General features: G+C 50.0%; 17 protein-coding genes. 3 read left to right on the forward strand and 14 right to left on the reverse strand.

Annotated elements, in window-relative coordinates; all coding sequences use genetic code 11:
- Positions 1-28 precede the first annotated feature (28 nt).
- The 6 genes from SOJ49_RS10015 to SOJ49_RS10040 all read right to left on the reverse strand — a co-directional run bounded on the left by SOJ49_RS10015 (position 29) and on the right by SOJ49_RS10040 (position 8,104).
- Positions 29-373, reverse strand: coding sequence for a hypothetical protein (locus SOJ49_RS10015; protein ID WP_025265547.1), 345 nt, complete (start codon positions 371-373; stop codon positions 29-31).
- A gap of 64 nt (positions 374-437) precedes the next feature.
- Positions 438-3,548 carry an efflux RND transporter permease subunit gene (locus SOJ49_RS10020; RefSeq protein ID WP_015486854.1) on the reverse strand — a complete coding sequence of 1,037 codons (3,111 nt, stop codon included), beginning with the start codon at positions 3,546-3,548 and terminating at the stop codon, positions 438-440.
- Positions 3,549-3,551: 3 nt separating this feature from the next.
- Positions 3,552-5,237, reverse strand: a complete 1,686-nt coding sequence (locus SOJ49_RS10025; protein WP_369858058.1) for an efflux RND transporter periplasmic adaptor subunit — start codon at positions 5,235-5,237, stop codon at positions 3,552-3,554.
- Complete coding sequence (locus SOJ49_RS10030) at positions 5,230-6,609, reverse strand: TolC family protein (protein ID WP_369854373.1); 1,380 nt, start codon at positions 6,607-6,609, stop codon at positions 5,230-5,232. The genes SOJ49_RS10025 and SOJ49_RS10030 overlap by 8 nt, the downstream gene beginning before the upstream one ends.
- Entirely contained in the window at positions 6,606-7,094 is a 489-nt protein-coding gene (locus SOJ49_RS10035) for a DUF411 domain-containing protein (RefSeq protein WP_276783133.1), read from the reverse strand. The genes SOJ49_RS10030 and SOJ49_RS10035 overlap by 4 nt, the downstream gene beginning before the upstream one ends.
- Before the next feature lie 698 nt (positions 7,095-7,792).
- Positions 7,793-8,104 carry a helix-turn-helix domain-containing protein gene (locus SOJ49_RS10040; protein WP_369854374.1) on the reverse strand — a complete coding sequence of 104 codons (312 nt, stop codon included), beginning with the start codon at positions 8,102-8,104 and terminating at the stop codon, positions 7,793-7,795.
- Here SOJ49_RS10040 and SOJ49_RS10045 point away from each other — a divergent pair.
- From SOJ49_RS10045 to SOJ49_RS10055, 3 genes are read left to right on the forward strand one after another with little or no spacing between them, the layout of a single operon-like run.
- The gene (locus SOJ49_RS10045) at positions 8,103-8,678 is read left to right on the forward strand and encodes a hypothetical protein (RefSeq protein WP_276783134.1); all 576 of its coding nucleotides are present in this window, start codon (positions 8,103-8,105) and stop codon (positions 8,676-8,678) included. The genes SOJ49_RS10040 and SOJ49_RS10045 overlap by 2 nt on opposite strands.
- 6 nt (positions 8,679-8,684) lie before the next feature.
- The gene (locus SOJ49_RS10050; protein WP_369854375.1) at positions 8,685-9,188 is read left to right on the forward strand and encodes a DEAD/DEAH box helicase; all 504 of its coding nucleotides are present in this window, start codon (positions 8,685-8,687) and stop codon (positions 9,186-9,188) included.
- A gap of 39 nt (positions 9,189-9,227) precedes the next feature.
- Positions 9,228-10,094 (forward strand): DEAD/DEAH box helicase, encoded by an 867-nt coding sequence (locus SOJ49_RS10055; protein ID WP_197019448.1) that lies wholly within the window; start codon positions 9,228-9,230, stop codon positions 10,092-10,094.
- A 411-nt stretch (positions 10,095-10,505) separates the two neighbouring features.
- Here the strand turns inward: SOJ49_RS10055 and gorA are convergent, their stop codons facing one another.
- The 8 genes from gorA to gspG all read right to left on the reverse strand — a co-directional run bounded on the left by gorA (position 10,506) and on the right by gspG (position 17,032).
- Positions 10,506-11,861: a glutathione-disulfide reductase gene (gene gorA / locus SOJ49_RS10060; protein ID WP_369854376.1), complete on the reverse strand. Its 1,356-nt coding sequence runs from the start codon at positions 11,859-11,861 to the stop codon at positions 10,506-10,508.
- 201 nt (positions 11,862-12,062) lie between these two features.
- Positions 12,063-12,575: a type II secretion system protein GspM gene (gene gspM, locus SOJ49_RS10065; RefSeq protein WP_369854377.1), complete on the reverse strand. Its 513-nt coding sequence runs from the start codon at positions 12,573-12,575 to the stop codon at positions 12,063-12,065.
- Complete coding sequence (gene gspL, locus SOJ49_RS10070) at positions 12,572-13,774, reverse strand: type II secretion system protein GspL (RefSeq protein ID WP_369854378.1); 1,203 nt, start codon at positions 13,772-13,774, stop codon at positions 12,572-12,574. The genes gspM and gspL overlap by 4 nt, the downstream gene beginning before the upstream one ends.
- Before the next feature lie 34 nt (positions 13,775-13,808).
- Positions 13,809-14,861 carry a type II secretion system minor pseudopilin GspK gene (gene gspK, locus SOJ49_RS10075; protein ID WP_369854379.1) on the reverse strand — a complete coding sequence of 351 codons (1,053 nt, stop codon included), beginning with the start codon at positions 14,859-14,861 and terminating at the stop codon, positions 13,809-13,811.
- Complete coding sequence (gene gspJ / locus SOJ49_RS10080) at positions 14,861-15,574, reverse strand: type II secretion system minor pseudopilin GspJ (RefSeq protein WP_369854380.1); 714 nt, start codon at positions 15,572-15,574, stop codon at positions 14,861-14,863. The genes gspK and gspJ overlap by 1 nt, the downstream gene beginning before the upstream one ends.
- Positions 15,571-15,954, reverse strand: a complete 384-nt coding sequence (gene gspI / locus SOJ49_RS10085) for a type II secretion system minor pseudopilin GspI (RefSeq protein ID WP_369854381.1) — start codon at positions 15,952-15,954, stop codon at positions 15,571-15,573. Before gspI ends, gspJ begins: the two co-directional genes overlap by 4 nt.
- The gene (gene gspH, locus SOJ49_RS10090) at positions 15,944-16,558 is read right to left on the reverse strand and encodes a type II secretion system minor pseudopilin GspH (RefSeq protein WP_369854382.1); all 615 of its coding nucleotides are present in this window, start codon (positions 16,556-16,558) and stop codon (positions 15,944-15,946) included. The genes gspI and gspH overlap by 11 nt, the downstream gene beginning before the upstream one ends.
- 45 nt (positions 16,559-16,603) lie before the next feature.
- The gene (gene gspG / locus SOJ49_RS10095) at positions 16,604-17,032 is read right to left on the reverse strand and encodes a type II secretion system major pseudopilin GspG (RefSeq protein ID WP_369854383.1); all 429 of its coding nucleotides are present in this window, start codon (positions 17,030-17,032) and stop codon (positions 16,604-16,606) included.
- Positions 17,033-17,038: the final 6 nt, after the last annotated feature.

Raw genomic sequence — 17,038 nt, forward strand, 5'->3', positions numbered from 1 at the left:
CACAAGGTTAAGTGCAGCCACAAACTACTTATTTTTCTGCGATATCGTATATTTTCACATCCCCATCCAGCACTTTTGCTGTAGCGTAATGTTCATTTACGATAGTTAATATTTTTACGGTCCCGACTTCGACTAGCTCGTAATCCGACTCTCCGTCTTCAACCACATCTTTTCTAAACGTTGAACGCACAACACGAAACTCATCCCCCTCACTCGCGCCTTCTCGGCTACCGATACACATCATTATCTTCCCATCTTCAACATCTACAATCTGACCTTTCATTAGGGCTTTATGATAGGTCTGCGAGCTACATGCACCCAATGCAATAATAACGACTAAAACCACACTTGAAAGTAACATTTTATTTTTCATTTATTCATTTCCTTTCTTGTTAAAAACTAGCCAGGTGCATAGTTAAATGCACCTGGCTTGGTTGTTACGAGACACGTTTTTTCCACATAAAATAAACTGCGGGCAAAACTAGTAGTGTTAAAAATACAGCGCTCACCATACCGCCGACCATCGGTGCTGCAATACGGCTCATTACTTCTGAACCTGTGCCGCTCCCATATAAAATTGGGAGCAAGCCTACAATCACAGCCGCTGCAGTCATCATTACCGGTCGAACACGAAGTCCTGCTCCATCGGTAACAGCCTGACGCAGCTCATCTAAGGACAAAGTCTCTTTACCTGACTGTTCTTTAGCACGAAGCCAAGCTTGATTGAGGTACACCAACATGATTACGCTTATTTCTACGGCTACACCTGCCAGTGCAATAAAACCCACACCTACCGCGATAGAAAAGTTGAAGTTTTGCCAGTACATAAGCCAAATACTGCCAATCAATGCAAAGGGTAAGGTGCCCATTAAAATTGCGACCTCAATAAAACTTCGGAAGTTTATAAACAGCAAAATGGCAATAATGGCCAACGTCAAAGGAATAACGTAATTTAATTTTTCTTTGGCTCTTTCCATATATTCAAATTGACCCGACCAACCCACTGAATACCCCGCTGGCAAATCAAGTTGTTCTGCTACGATTTTTTGTGCATTTACCACGTAAGTGCCGACATCGATGCCGTCAATATCAACGAATGTCCACCCATTGATCCGGGCATTTTCACTTTTAATTCCTGGAGGTCCGTCGGCAATGATGACATCAGCAACATCACCCAAGGCAATCCTCTCACCTCGGGCGGTGACAATAGGAAGCAAAGCAAGTTGCTGTGGAGAATCCCGATAGGACTGGGGGTACCGTATATTGACTGGATAGCGTTCAAGCCCTTCTACCGTTTGGGTAACGTTCATTCCACCAATAGCGGATGCAATAACTTCTTGCACATCAGCGATATTCAAACCATAACGAGCCGCTTTAGCGCGATCAATATCCACATTAAGATATCGTCCGCCAGCAACACGCTCAGAGTACACCGACGCTGTGCCTTCTACATCTTTGAGTATCACCTCTAACTGCTTGCCGATATCTTGGATAACCGATAAATTCGGACCGGCGATTTTTATCCCCACGGGGGTTTTAATCCCGGTTGCCAGCATGTCAATGCGGGTTTTAATGGGCATTACCCAAGCGTTTGTAACACCGGGTAGTTTTACTAGAGCATCAAGTTCCTTTTTCAACGATTCGGTAGTAACCCCGTCGCGCCATTCACTTTGTGGCTTTAGTTGTATGAACGTTTCAATCATCGTTAGTGGAGCGGGATCAGTAGCGGAATCTGCTCGCCCTATTTTCCCAAATACAGTTTTAACTTCCGGCACGCTCGCGATTAATTTGTCGGTTTGCTGCAACAGCTCTCGGGCTTTACCAATTGAAATACCGGGGTAAGTGGTGGGCATGTACATCAAATCCCCCTCATCCAATGGCGGGATAAATTCACTGCCGATCTTTCCGAGCGGCCACATCACTGTAGAAAGGAGCAATACAGCGATAACCAGCGTCATTTTCGGAAAAGTGAGCACCTTTTTCAGTACCGGCATATAGACGGCCGTAAGAAAACGGTTTATCGGGTTCTTATGTTCGGGCAATACTCGACCCCGAATAAAGTAGCCCATGAGAACAGGGACCAAAGTGATTGCGAGTGCAGCCGACGCCGCCATGGCATAAGTCTTGGTAAATGCCAGCGGACTAAACATCCGACCTTCTTGGGCCTCCAGCGTAAACACTGGGACAAAACTCACCGTAATAATGAGCAAACTAAAAAATAAAGCGGGCCCGACTTCTGACGCGGATTCAGCCACAATTTGCCAGCGGTTTTCGTTTGTCAGTGGTGTTTTTTCCATATGTTTGTGCATATTTTCAATCATGACGATAGCACCATCGATCATCGCTCCAATCGCAATCGCGATACCTCCTAGGGACATAATGTTGGCGTTTATGCCTTGCGCGTGCATGATCATAAATGCTGTTAGTATGCCGACGGGCAAACTGAAAATAGCCACTAAAGATGAGCGAATATGAAACAAAAACACCATGCAGACCAACGCCACAACCACAAATTCTTCAAGTAACTTGTGCCATAGATTTTCCACTGCACGATCAATCAATCCCGAACGATCATATACGGTGACAATTTCCACCCCTTCTGGCAGACCTTGTTTTAATTGCTCCAACTTTGCCTTGACGCCATCGATGGTTGTTTGAGCATTTTCGCCAAAGCGCATCACCACAACTCCGCCAACGGTTTCACCTTCGCCGTTGAGCTCGGCAATTCCGCGACGCATTTGTGGGCCGATACCGATATCCGCAACATCTTTTAATAGCAAAGGCGTACCGTTTTCATTAACACCCAGCGGGATATTCCTAAGGTCCTCTTCACTCTGAATATAGCCGGTCGCCCGAACCATATATTCGGCTTCGGCCATTTCTACTACAGAAGCCCCTACTTCCTGATTCGCGCGCTTAATGGCCATTTGAATATGCGATAGTGGAATATCAAACGCGCGCAGCTTTTCTGGGTTCACGGTCACTTGGTATTGCTTAACCATTCCGCCAATAGCAGCAACTTCAGATACGCCTGGCACGGTTTGCAATTCATATTTTAAAAACCAATCTTGCAAGCTGCGCAACTGGCTGAGGTCATGTTTGCCTGTTCTATCAATCAGCGAATAAATGTACACCCAGCCCACACCCGTTGCATCCGGCCCTAATTGTGGCTTAGCGGCAGGAGGTAAAGACGGAGCGACTTGACTTAAATATTCCAATACACGACTTCTCGCCCAATAGAGGTCCGTTTTTTCATCGAAAATGATGTAAACGAATGAGTCGCCAAAAAAGGAATAACCACGCACAGTAACCGCGCCAGGCACTGACAACATGGCTGTCGTCAGTGGATAAGTCACTTGATCTTCGACCACCTGTGGTGCTTGTCCGGGGTAAGACGTTTTAATAATAACTTGGACGTCACTTAAATCCGGAATTGCATCCACCGGTGTTTGCTTCAAGGAAAACAGTCCAACACCGACAAGAATAAATGTAGCGAGTAGCACAAAAAAACGGTTGCCCACAGACCAACGAATAATGGATTCAATCATGATCTATTGCCCTCCGTGGTTCATGTTGTCTTGGTCCATGTTGGAGTGATCCATCTGACTATGGTCCATTTGAGAATGATCAATCTCGCCATTATCCGTTTGACTGCTAGTTGCCTTTGTTTCATTCATTTGACCATCGTTCATTTCCGTATGATTCATTTGACTGTGACCCTTCGTGGAGTGATCGGCTGCTTTCGAAGCATCATCCTTTTCGGATGCAGAAGACATAATATGTGTTCCCGTTATTTCGTACTGACCACTGTCCAACTTGGTAATTTCCATATGTAAACGTGTTCCAGGGGATAAAGCCTCGATATCCACTTTAGGATTCACCTGAAAATCCATGGTCATAACTGGCCACTCCCAGGCATCAATGGCTTCGTGGGTGACTGTAACCATTCGATGATTGAGCATAAGACTTTGGATTTCGCCTGGGACCCACACCGAACTTGGCTTGTCATCGCCATGATGCATACGTTTGAAATCCGAGGTTTTGCTGGATTCAGAATCTAAGAGAAACTGCGCCGACGTCACGACTTTTTCACCTTCTTTAAGGCCATCGAGTATTTCAGCAATGGATTGGTCCTGCCGACCGACCTTCACGGCAACCGATTTAAAACTGCCTTCTCCAAGTGCGAGTACGACGCGATCCTGGCTCCCAGTACGTATCAGCGCTTCACGAGGAATGACCAACAGCGGCTCGGAGCTATCTGCATGCACCGAAACTTGGGCAAACATATTCGGTTTAAGCGCTTCATCTGGATTGTCGAAACGCAGGCGCAATCTCACTGTGCGGGTCTTACTGTCTAGTGTTGGGTATATATAATCGACGCGTCCTGTCCAGGTCTTACCCGGTAGATAATCCAGGGTCATCGTGACGGGGTCGCCGACACTCACAAGCGAGGCTTGACGCTCGAAAATTTCCGCCTCAACCCACACTTGGTCGAGCGCTCCAATGCTCAGCATGGTCGTGCCCGGCTGAACAAAAAAACCTTCTCGGATATTAAGGTTATCAACTACCCCTTTTTGTGGTGCATAGAAAGTTACTGTTTGTTGAATCGCGAGAGTACGCTTAAGTTGCTGAATAAACGCCGGCGGTATTTGTAAGGCTTTCAAACGATCTTCTGAGGCCTGAACTAAACGCGAATTTTTACGGTTTAAGGCGAGCATTAACTCCTCTTGCGCATTCACCAATTCAGGAGAGTAAAGTGCATACAGTGGCGCACCCAAGTCGACTCGGTCCCCCGCCGCTTTCACGTAAAGCTTCTCAACCCAACCGGAAACGCGAGGATGAATATGAACCAGCTGATCTTCGTCATACTTGACGTACCCTACTGTGACGATTTCACTGTGCAGAGGCTTGCGCTCGACCAGCCCAGTCCGCACACCGAGATTATTGATGACATCAGGTGAAATGCTGATCGTACCGGGCCCTTCGTCATTCGCCTTTTCACCACCTTCGTAGACGGGAATTAGGTCCATGCCCATGGGCGATTTACCAGGTTTATCTCGGCGGTAATTGGGGTCCATTGGGGCCACCCAATACAGTGGTTGTTTTTCCGTTGAGGCGGATTTCCCGCTATTGGTTTCTCCTCCTCCTGCAAATATCAACGTAAGTACAATACCTGCGACGAGGCCTCCAATTGCTGCCGCGATAGAAATGGGAGTGAGTTTTTTTGAGTTATTCATGGTCAATTAGCTCTCCAGAAGCACTGGACACATCGGTCAGTACTGCGCTATTTTTGTTGTGGGAGGGATTCAGGAAGTAGTTCAGCTGCGCAACGATTTTGTGAATGTCGACCTCGACATTCAGTGCCTCAATACGCGCGTTGAGTTCAGCAATACGTGCACGAACCACTTCGGCAAAATCACCGTCGTCGTGGGTGTAGGCTGTCAATGAGGCCTCCGCCTGCTCAGACATTTCAATCAAAAGCCGTGAGCGGTAGAGTTCTCGTCGATCGAGTAAGCGGCGGTACTGACTTTCGGCCGCTTCAAAGCCTGAACGCAATTGACGTAGCACCAAGGTACGTTCGGTTTTAATAGCTTCGCGCTCTGCGACTGCCGCTTGCACTTGTTTGTCTTGACGCTTACCGGTGAATAGCGGTACATCCAAACTCACCCCAACAGAGAAAAAATCGGCTCGATCATTACCCATTGGATCGGCATCACGATACCCATAGCTAGCATTGATTCCCCATTGTGGCTTATAGCTTTGCTTCGCCAGTTTCACTCCCGATTCTTCGGCGCTGATTTTCTGGTCAACACTTCGAATCTTTGGGTGTGCCATCAATATTTGTGCGAGTTTCTGAGTCCTTATGTCTGTCTCAATTTCATTAATCAGGGGATCGTTGAGATGTCCAGCTCCCAAATTGCTCGGCATTTCGATATCCAGTTCATAGCTGGAATCTGCCAACCACTCCCCCAATTGTGCCAATTGCGATTCCCGTCGCTGTCGCAGCACCGTCAAACGGTCTTCCAAACGGGTCAATTCAAGCTGCGCCCGAATCAGATCTTGCTGCCGAGTTCGTCCAGATGCCGTGGTGTAACTTGACTGCGCCACATCGACAAGATGCTCGAACAAGCTTCGATCTTGCTCTATTAATGCGATGGTCTTTTGACTGCGATACACCTCCAGCCAAAGCTGAGCCACTGTCACCGACACTTGTGCCCTTCTATCCTCCCGAACAAGCGGCTGCATTTGGCTCATTTTTTCTAACTTTTCCTGGCGCAGGGCCAGTGTCTTGCCCCGCGGAAACATTTGGCTAACACCCACCTTAAACTGCGTCATTCCTTCCTGTGCAAAATCGAAGCTATCGATAGGTAAATTAGCAATCCCGAGACTGACCGTCGGATCGGGAAGTGTGCCCGCACTAATACTCAAAGACTCTAAGCTTTCCTCACGAAACCGGCTCCCATCGAGCCATGGGTCCTGTGTTTGTGCTTTTTCGATGGCCTCCAGCAAACTGTATTGCTCAGCATGCAAATCGACTGAAATGCCGCTCCAAACTAGCGCGAGCGCCACGCACAAAGGGCGTATTTTGTATTGTGAATTGCCGATCATTGATGTTGCTCCTCAAGGGACGCGACTTCGGCATATACCTCGGTAGTACCGTCCTTTTTCACCAGAATCACACTGTATGGTTTAAAACGATCGCCCATTTCCATTCCCGGACTTCCGGTTGGCATTCCTGGCACGGTCAATCCAGCGGCGTTTTCCGGCGGGTTAGCTAAAAAAGCCGTAACAAACTTTGCAGGAATATGCCCTTCAAAAAAGTAGCCATCCGCACTCACTCCGGTATGGCAAGATTGCATATTGGCGGGAACACCCAGCTTTTTCTTAATGCTATCAAGCGAGTTTTGATTTCGAACGGTGGTGTTAAAGCCCGATTCCTCAAGATGAGTGACCCACTTACCACAACACCCACAGGTTGGACTTTTGAAGACTTCAAGCGCAATTCCTTCCTGCGCCTTTGGCGCCTCAGACGCAGAACAGGCAGCCAATACGGCAAAAACAAATAGAATTAGACTTTTGGTTAAAAGATTCACGAGAATACCCTCGATATTCGGCTCCATTAATCGGAGCATGAAATTTTTGAGGGCAAATGCCCCCGCTAACGGTCCGACTTTAGACGGACTAATCCTGTGTTAGCGGAGAATTGGGGGACGATAGAGGGAGCTGGATAGTTTTGCGACTAAACCCAAGTTAACATTCTGACTTTGCATTTGACGCACGTTAAATACAGGAGTGTTCAGGCTGCCGACTAGTGCGCTGGCGGTGTGACAGCCCATCATAGTACAGCCATCCTCACAACAATCTGCAGGGGTATTATCACTGTGGGGTTTGACCGACTTATCGTGGTCACCATGACACCCGCTCATCATTTGGTCAGCAGGAGCAGATGCTGGATTATCCATGGTACCGACAAACGCTAACGACTGTACCGAATAGGCCAGTAGCGCGATGAACACCCAAAGAAGGCGCCTTTTGTTGGTATATTTTGAAGTCACACATCAACCCAAATTAAGATCAATCTCTACATAGGATAACCCAATTGCATAATGGTTCAAACCTACACTTGAGAGCTTGACCCAAATCAAAACCGGGCGATTCAGTATGATTGTGCTCTGAGGTCCGGGAAGGGAGCGAATGAGGGGATTAGATACACATAGTCATTGGATTGATTTGGCTAGGTCTAACTGCGCCTAGCACGCTGTAACTGTGCATGGAAAGTGAAGCTCCGTTTTCAGCGGATTTTTGAGAGCATTACGTCAAGTCCTTCATGGGGATCGGCACCGATGACACGACAGTACTCTACAAATTCTAAAAGCTCGATCTTGCGGCGATCCTGCTCCATCTTCCCGATCACAGAATGATGACGGCCTAATTCCTCGGAGACCGCTCTTAAGGACAAACCGCTCTCCTCACGCTTTTGCTTCATCCAAGCGCGCAGTTTATCGTAATGAGGTGAGTAGGAGGACGGTTTCATTGTCTCGATGATAGAGACAATGTAGAATGTCGCGAAATTCGAGACAAAACACGCGACAAAATACCTCATGAGTACGATTCAGATAAAACCCGAACTCCTTCATGCGCTCACCGAGCTACAAGGAGACTCCTTCACGGTAGCGGTGTTGACGACATACTATCTGGATCGCCCAGAAAGTCCGCACAAAAGTAAGAAGCCGGCGAGACAGTTTGTCTATCGAAATATGGTGCGTTTGATGAAAGCGGGACTAATGGAGAAATTGCCAGACGATGGTGGTTGGCCTAAATACCAGCTTACTCAAAAGTTTAGATCTCAGTATTCCAGTATAAAGAAGCCGGCCAGTGCACTCTCTACTTTGCCACCCAAAGCTGCCCCGCCAGTAAAAGCACTAGCAAAAGCAAAACCCAAAGAGATTCCGCCCAAAAAACCTGTCGCGGCATTACGTGAGAGACTCAGCAAGCACCGATCCGACATGTTGTGTGCATTGGGCGAGGCAGAGGAATACGAATCTCTTTGTAAAGAATTGCCTGAATTCAGCGAAGAAGCACAGTCTCTTTATGCTGAGGCAAGGGAACGTAGCGCCCTGCTCCTCGGAAAAATCAAGGCATTGGAAAGTCTTCTCTCATCGAACAATTTGCGGTAACCCCTTATGAAGTTAAGACGTTGGCAGCGTGAAGCTGTGTCACGCTGTTTATCTCGGCACCGTAATGGTCAAGCCCACTTTCTCTGTCTGGCCACGCCTGGTGCAGGTAAAACTTTCATGGCGTCTACCGTTGCGAAAAAACTACTGAATAGTGGTGAGATTGATCTAGTGTTCTGCTTCTCCCCTTCCATCAATGTTTCCAGCTCCTTTCAGGCCACATTGGAGGGCGTTCTCGGATATCGATTGGATGGACTGTTGGGAGCGAAAGGCCATGTGCTGACCTATCAATCCATGCTCAACCTCGACCAAACGTTCTGGTCACTACTGACGTCGCACCGTACGCTGGTGATATTTGATGAAATACACCACTGCGCAGGCGATCATCTCGGTAACGCCAATGCCTGGGGCCAAAAAATCATCCAGCATATTCAAGGTAATGCGACATATAGTCTTGCGCTGACGGGCACTCCATGGCGTTCGGATCGCATCCCTATTGCATTGACGTCCTAATGTCATGAAGGAACGGTCCATTGCGACTATACCTACGGCTTGGCGCAAGCAATCAAGGATGGCGTGTGCCGCACTCCTAGAATTACCGGCATTGACAATGAAAAAATTTCCGTGAAATGCGAAGGCAAGGAGGATGTGTATCGTTCGATTAATGATCTCCTAAAGAGCTCGCATTGCACCTACCAGCAACTTCTTGAAAACAGAACGCTCATTCAATACTTAATAGAACTTAGTCAGAAAAGCCTAAGCTCAATTAGGAAGTCCAATCCCAACGCGGGTGGACTTATTGTGGCGGCTTCAGTAGAGCATGCCATGCTCATCGCTACAATTTTAGAAAACATCTGTGGAGAGATTCCGGCCATAGTTACCTACATGCATGAAGACTCCCAGCAGGCAATTCAACAATTTCGTAATGCGAACACCAAATGGATTGTTTCGGTAGGAATGATTAGCGAAGGGACTGATATTCCGCGTTTACAGGTGTGCTGTCACCTTACTAGAGTCAAGACGGAATTGTATTTTCGACAAGTTCTGGGGAGAATTTTGAGAGTGCAAAATAATGCACATGAAGACGCACTGCTCCTCATGCCCGCCGAACCTAAATTAATGGAATTTGCGCACCGTATCGCCGAGGATATCCCATCGTCCACTGCGGTCTCGATAAAGATGATGGAGGAGAGCATAGCGCCGGACTCCACTGCAGAAGAAGGTTTTACTGCAGTCCCGCAAGACACCACGGAACATATTGAAAACTTGTCTGATCTAACATCTTTAGCGCTAGGTGACCCAGACGATGGCAATACTCCTCTTCCCTTTACCAGCTTGGCAGAAGCCTACGAAACTACCCTTGGGCTATTTGGACGATTCAAAAAACGCATGGTCAGCTTTTCGCCGGTTGCCGGATGAACATCAAAGAATCTTTAGAATAACCCAACCAAACGACGTTTCAAAAAAAACGCACTAGCGGCAAAGCTAAGTTTGCAGCTATTCGAAACGGTCGTTGGAGTAAGGAAAGATTTGGCCACAATCTTTCAATAACTGCCTTACGCCGTCGGCCTGATGGGACTCTAGTACTAACCGAAATTATCCCGCGCTTCGATACCAGCATAAACATCTAAATATCACCAAGCCAAAACTTGTCAGTCTGCTGTAACACCCTAAAAGGTAATCGGCCATATATGCGAATGATTCTTATTTGCTATGGAGGAATTCGGGGTTTTGTTTAGGATTTCCCGTTTACGGACACGGACGGTGCCGGTTTACGGACACGGACGGTGCCGGTTTACGGACACGGACGGTGCCGGTCCCTACGACAGGTTAACGTGCCCTCGACCGCATGGTAACAAACTCCTCCGCTGCCGTTGGATGGATGCCGATGGTGCTGTCAAACACGGCCTTGGTAGCACCGGCGTTGATGGCAACCGCCAGGCCCTGCATGATTTCACCCGCATCCGCACCTACCATATGCACACCCAGTACCTTGTCTGTGCTGGTTTGCACCAGCAACTTCATGTAAGAACGCTCCGGCATGCCGCTGATGGTATGTTTCATCGGACGAAAGCTGGATTCGTACACACTCAGATCACCGGCAAACTGCTCGGCAGCAGCGTCTTCGGTCAGACCTACCGTAGCAATATTGGGCTGACAAAAAACAGCGGTGGCGATGTTGTCGTACGACAGAGGCTGGGTATCATTGTCAAACTGCTGACCAACAAACTTCATCCCTTGAGCCAGTGCTACTGGCGTTAATGCGGGCGTTCCAATCACATCACCCAGTGCGTAAATACTTGGCACCGATGTACGGAAAAAATCATCCGCAACAATAGTACCGTCCTGGCGGGTTTCAACCCCCAGGGCTGCCAGGTTCAGGCCATCGGTCATCGGCCGCCGACCGGTTGCGTACATCACACAGTCAGTGATCAAGGTGTCGCCATTGTTCAGTTTGCAGACAAGTTCTCCCTGCTCATTCTTGCTGATTGCCTCGATGTCGGCGTGGGTCTGAATACGAATCCCTTTATTGGCAATCTGCTCGGCGGCAAAGGCCTGTACGCCGGAATCAAAACCTCGCAAAATTTGTTCGCCGCGATACAGCAAGTCTGTCTCAGCACCAAGGCCATTAAAAATACCGGCGAACTCCACGGCGATATAGCCCCCACCGACGACGACAACGCGTTGTGGGAAGGTTTCGAGAAAAAAGGCTTCGTTGGAAGTGATGGCCAGATCTGCTCCGGGAACATCCGGCTTGAAAGGCCAGCCACCAGTGGCGATCAGAATGCGCTCGGCGCTGTAATCCTTACCTTCGACGGTAACGGTGTGGACATCTTTGATGCTGGCGGTGCCGTTAATTGTGGTGACACCAGCGTTACCCAGCATCGTGCCGTAGATGCCGTTCAGACGTTCTATCTCACGGGTTTTGTTGTCACGCAGGGTCGGCCAGTCGAAACTTTTTAATTCTCCGTCAATACCGAACCCTTTTGCTTCGGCAAATTTTTCGGCGTATTCCGAGGCATAGACAAACAGCTTTTTGGGGACACAGCCGACGTTAACGCAGGTGCCACCTAGGTAACGGTTCTCCACCACGGCAGCTTTTGCTCCTTTGGCAGCGGCCATACGTGAGGCACGCACGCCACCGGAACCGGCACCTATCACCAGCAAATCAAAATCAAACGACATAAGGGTTCTCCGTGAGTGACCAGCCGCTTCGGGGAGCCAGTCAAATAACTGCAGTCGACACCCGAAGCAGTATAGTTCGGGCTGCCACTCTGCAATGGAATCTGGGCCACATGCTAGCTTGTTTCGGGTCAATTGCGAAATTGTTATAGCTATAAGCTATCAATTGGTAGCCATTCTTTGTCAAGCGATCCGGCAGCGTCGTCAGTCACTCGCCAACGTAGCCCGCACATCAACCCGACCAGGCATCTCGGCTGCATCGACGGTGATCTGGCTAACCCGGATGCTGTGACGAATTTGCAAGGATTCAACCCAGGCGATAAATACATCAAATTCGATTTTGTCGATCCAGATACGCACGCCGTTGCCATCCTGCTCGTACCGATCCAGCTTGATATTGCCGCTGCGTGCGGCCTGTGTCACCAATGGCAGAATTGGCCCTGATGTTTTATCGAGCGATGCCCCGCCAAACTTGCCTGCGTTTTCCGCAATCAAATTGTAGACTTCCAGTTTTTTGGTCAGATCCCGCTGCACCATGTGGTTTTCCCGTATCAAGGGGGCAAGCACCAGTATATAGACCAGTGCGGCAGCCAACAGCCAGGCAAGAACGCGAACCACCAGACGGTCGCGCGGTGGTAATGCGCCATACCAGTTTGTTGCACTCTGAACCTGCGGAATGGCAGTCAGGCGCTGGCGCAGCTCAAGCAATGAACTCATGCCGACTCTCCTATTTTCAGGCGACCTTTAACCAGGTTGTTCTCGTTGCTGGCCGATGCCACTTCAGCACTCAGACCTCGCTCGGACAAGGCTTGTCGCAAGGTCTGTAAATCGTTGAGATTACTGGCCTGAACCTCGATAACCAGCTCTTGCTGCCGCTCGTTATAACGTGCTGAGTCCAGTTTGATGGTTTTGATATTGACTGCCTGAAAGGCACTGGCAGTGACATTAATCAGATAAGCGAAGCCATGACTGGAGTTACCATTCCCTTCCGCCAACTTGCCGCGAAACTCCCTCTCCAGCGCCCGCACCCGAACGCCGGGAAACAGTTGTTTATAGAGTGACAGGCTTTGTTGATAAACATACTGTCCCTGACTGCTCAGGTGTTGATTCTGAACAAACAGCGTCGCAGCTGCGATCACCAGGCAGGCTGCGGTCATGGCTGCCAATGGTCGCCACCAGGAGCGCGGATTGTCTTCCTGCGTCTGGCGAATCTGAAACGGGCCAACCAGCATATTAACCATGCGCGTATTGGCGGTTAACGACAGCGGTGATTCACTGGCGGCGGAGGAAATATCAATGCGCTCAAAGGCATCGGCAAACCCGGTTTCAATGGTGGTGCGCAGCAGATTGGCTTGATCAAGACCCGCCGTATGAATGGTCAGTATGCCCAGATCGTGCTGGTTTTCCAGTACCGATTCCAGCACCGGCATCATGGCAAATTCATTCACCCAACCTTCAAACACACCAGGCAACTTTACCAGCCAGCCCTGATCCTGCCAGACCGCCGTGGGTGCTTCCGGTAACAGCTGGGTTTCCGGTATCAGCTCGCGCACGCTGAGGTGTAAATGTTCGGCTTGCTCCAGCAAGCGTTCGACCAGATCGCAGGAGGCTACGTAGGCCCGTGCCCGGATTCCTATCTTGCCAGCTGGAACGATGAGGTATTCACTGATGTCGTTGATCAGGTTTTCTTCCAACGCAAAAGGTAAGGCCCGCGCCAGATGTCGGCCAGATACACCTGGCAGCTCGATCCAGTGACAGCTGTAATTGGCGGCCGACAGCACCATGCGTATCTGGGTCAGCTCGGGCTGTTCTGCAGCCCAGCTTTCAAGGCTGCGAGCCGGGCCGGCATTGCTGCTGATATCCGTCACCAGCCACTGGGCGTCACGCCCGTGCCAGCTCACTTTGATTGTGTTCATGCTGTTTCTCGCTGCATATCACTTACGCTTAGGTTTAATTGGTCAATACGTTCTGGTTGGGCAACTCTGGTAAACGTCTTGCCTCCCGACGGGAATAGTCGCGATACAGGGTGCTGAAGTTGCCATTACCGGCATCCCGTTTCAGCAGGAATTCACAGGTGCCAGACCAGTCGCCGGAGGTGCCTATATCTACCCGACCAAACACTTCAAAATATTCTGTCTTGATGGTGAAATCATCCGCTGACCATTTGTTTTTGGCGGTGCTGGATGAGCTTGTACTGCTGTTTTGATTGTCAGAGTCGTCAGTATTGTCTGTTGTGCTGTTGTCTTCACCTGAAGCAAAACCTTTGACGGCATCCAGCGCCATAAAATCACTGACACTGGCCAGGCCGCTATCACCACGAGCGGTAACAACCGCTTGTGCATCGGCAATGGAGAAGTTCGCATCCAGTGCGGACATCACCAGCTCCGACGCGGTATTGATATTGAGCTGGGTGGTCACCGGCAGGCACACCACATAGGGTTCCAGGGCAGTATAGGTATCGAGATCGACGCCTTCGAGCAACATCAGATCCGAGGTATGTTTGCACGTATGGTAGGCTGGCCGATAGGACGGCTCCAGGCTGAGATAATCGTTCTCGACCTGGCTGTCGGCGTCCATCCAGTTAGCCAGTCGCCCGGCGATATCAACATCCAGCCCCAGTTCATTCAGCAGATTATAAAAGCGCTGTTGCCACACGGTATGATTGTTAGCAGCCGGTGCCAACCAGTTGAGATTGAATTTACCCTGGGCATCGGCAATACGAACAAACACCAGACCGTTATCCATCGGGAAGGTACGATCAATAGCCCAATCTTCCAGCCCATGGTCGATATCCGGGTCATTCTCCCAATCCAGATACAGGCCACTACGGACAACGCTGTCGACGCCTTGCAACAGCACCCGCGCTTGCTGTCGTGCCAGTTGCGCCGTGGCACGCTGTATATCCCGCGACTGGCGCTCAATCAGCACCGTTGCCAAAACGCTGACTACGGCAAAAATCAGCAGCACAATCAGCAAGGCTATTCCGGTTTGTTGGCGGCGCATCAGAGATCCTCGCCATCATGGGGAAGGACCCAGAGTCGCGTTGCATCACCAATCACCGGCAAGGTCATTTCCCAGCGCAGACCTTGTGGGATGACGGATTCATTACTGCTCTGCAATACCGGCCAGCTGCTGTACCACTCCGAGCCAGTGCGTTCGCCATCACTACTGATGGTATCGGCCAGCAAGGATATTTGCAGTCCATCTATCTGATCCAGTACCACCATACTTCTTGGCTCGCTGTCGTAACCACGATCCAGTACCGGCCAGACATAACGCACCAGACAATCACCCTCAGGTTCTTCTATTCCCCAACCAGCGAGTCGACGCCTGGCCGCCTCACAGGTATCGCTGTCGATGCTTTCCAGCCGGTAGGCAATACGCTGTAATTCCGAGCGAGGATTTTCTATCCCGGGCCGATTGCGCCAGCCGGTGCGGGTCAGCTCCAGCAGGTAATCGCCATCTTCGAGCCGCAGCGATGATTGCTCATCGCCGTACTCATCAAGAATAGGCCGATTGATGAATTGCTCGACATCACGACTGACAACGGCATTCAGGCGTTGCAACGCGACCAGCTGTTCCGACCGTGCTTCCGTCGAATCCCGTGCCACAATGATGGTATTCAGCAGTTGCACCGAGCCGACGCTGATTGAGGCCGTGATGGCCACGGCGACAATCACTTCCAGCAAGGTAAAACCCAGAGGACGATGCATCATCCGTGCTCACCCATCACCGTAGTGAGGTTAACAAGCGAATAATCAGGGTCATTGTCCAGTGACACCGATACAGTCACGCGCACGACAGCGGGAAAATCGGTTTTTTCCACCTTGGTCAGAGTAATCCACTCACGGTTGACCATTTTGACGGAATCCCGGGTGGAGCCTGTTTTTGGCAGGCTATGACTAAGACGCATCTCGGTGAGGCGATTTTCGGCGACCCAGGACGCCATCGTTTTGTTTTCCAGCGTCAGCAGCGTATTGGCGGCCTGGCTGGTGGTGCCACTGATCACAATGGCGATGGAGGCAAAAATGGTCAGTGCAATCATTACTTCCAGCAGCGTAAAACCACCCGCTCCTGATCTGGAGTTAATGCTCATAACGCACCAGCTCCTTCCAGACCGGATTAAATCCATCACCATGAATGACAAAGGCAAAGCGACTGTCAGCGTCATGACCGATGGTCAGGTCAAACGCGGTATATTCTTCGGATGATAGAAACTGCAAGGCGGGTAATGGACCGTTGTCGTTGTCCAGCAACGCTTCAAAGTCGACTTCGGCATCGTCAACCTCCAGTGTCATCGTCATACCTTCAGGCACTTCGGGTGCCCCCAGGGAAGCACTGGAGTAAGCCTGCCAGGGATTTTTGGCGATCTCGCTGAGTTCTTCAACTGACAGAGTGCCCTTGTTGGCCTGCTGGCGAACATCTTGCCACGACAGCAATATCAACTCGTCCCGATCCATTGCCAGACCAAGGTCAAGATTGCGATAGGCCGCTTCTTCCCGGTAAAGATTCATCTCAATCACCAGCGTGGTGGCAAAGCGCCCGGTTTCATCCTGGATCTGGGTGTCGCTGGCATTCAGATTCACCAACGATAACAGGCCACCGATGATCACCAGCACAACCATCAATTCAAGCAGGGTAAATCCGCTCGACTGACGCCGCAACCTGAGTGGATACACGATCTGACGGGGAGATGTCACAACAAGGAACCATTTGCCGGGCAAGGCCCGGCACCAGGTAAGACATTATTCCGGATAAGAAATATCGGCGTATTCTGCTTCACCGCCTTCTTGTCCATCCGCGCCCAGAGAGACAATTTCGTATTGACCTTTCTCTAGGTAATACAAAAATTCATTACCCCAGGCATCGGTCGGCACCTTGCTGCCTTTCAGGTAACCACTGCTCCGGTAGTTCTTTGGTTCCGGCGAAGAGGATGGTTTCTTGACCAATGCCTCCAGGCCTTGTTCGGTGGTTGGGTAGGTGAAGTTGTCCAGCTTGTACATATCCAGAGCGCCCTCAATCAGCTTCATCTGGCTCTTGGTGGTTTTAACCTGAGCATCCGTCGCGGAACCGATAATGTTGGTGGCGACCAGTGCCATGATGCTGCCAATGATGGCCAGTACCACCATCACTTCGAGCAGGGTAAAACCTTGTACGCGCTTGCGGGTTTGCATGTATTT

Source organism: Candidatus Thalassolituus haligoni (assembly GCF_041222825.1).
GTDB classification, from domain to species: Bacteria; Pseudomonadota; Gammaproteobacteria; order Pseudomonadales; family Oceanobacteraceae; genus Oceanobacter; species Oceanobacter antarcticus.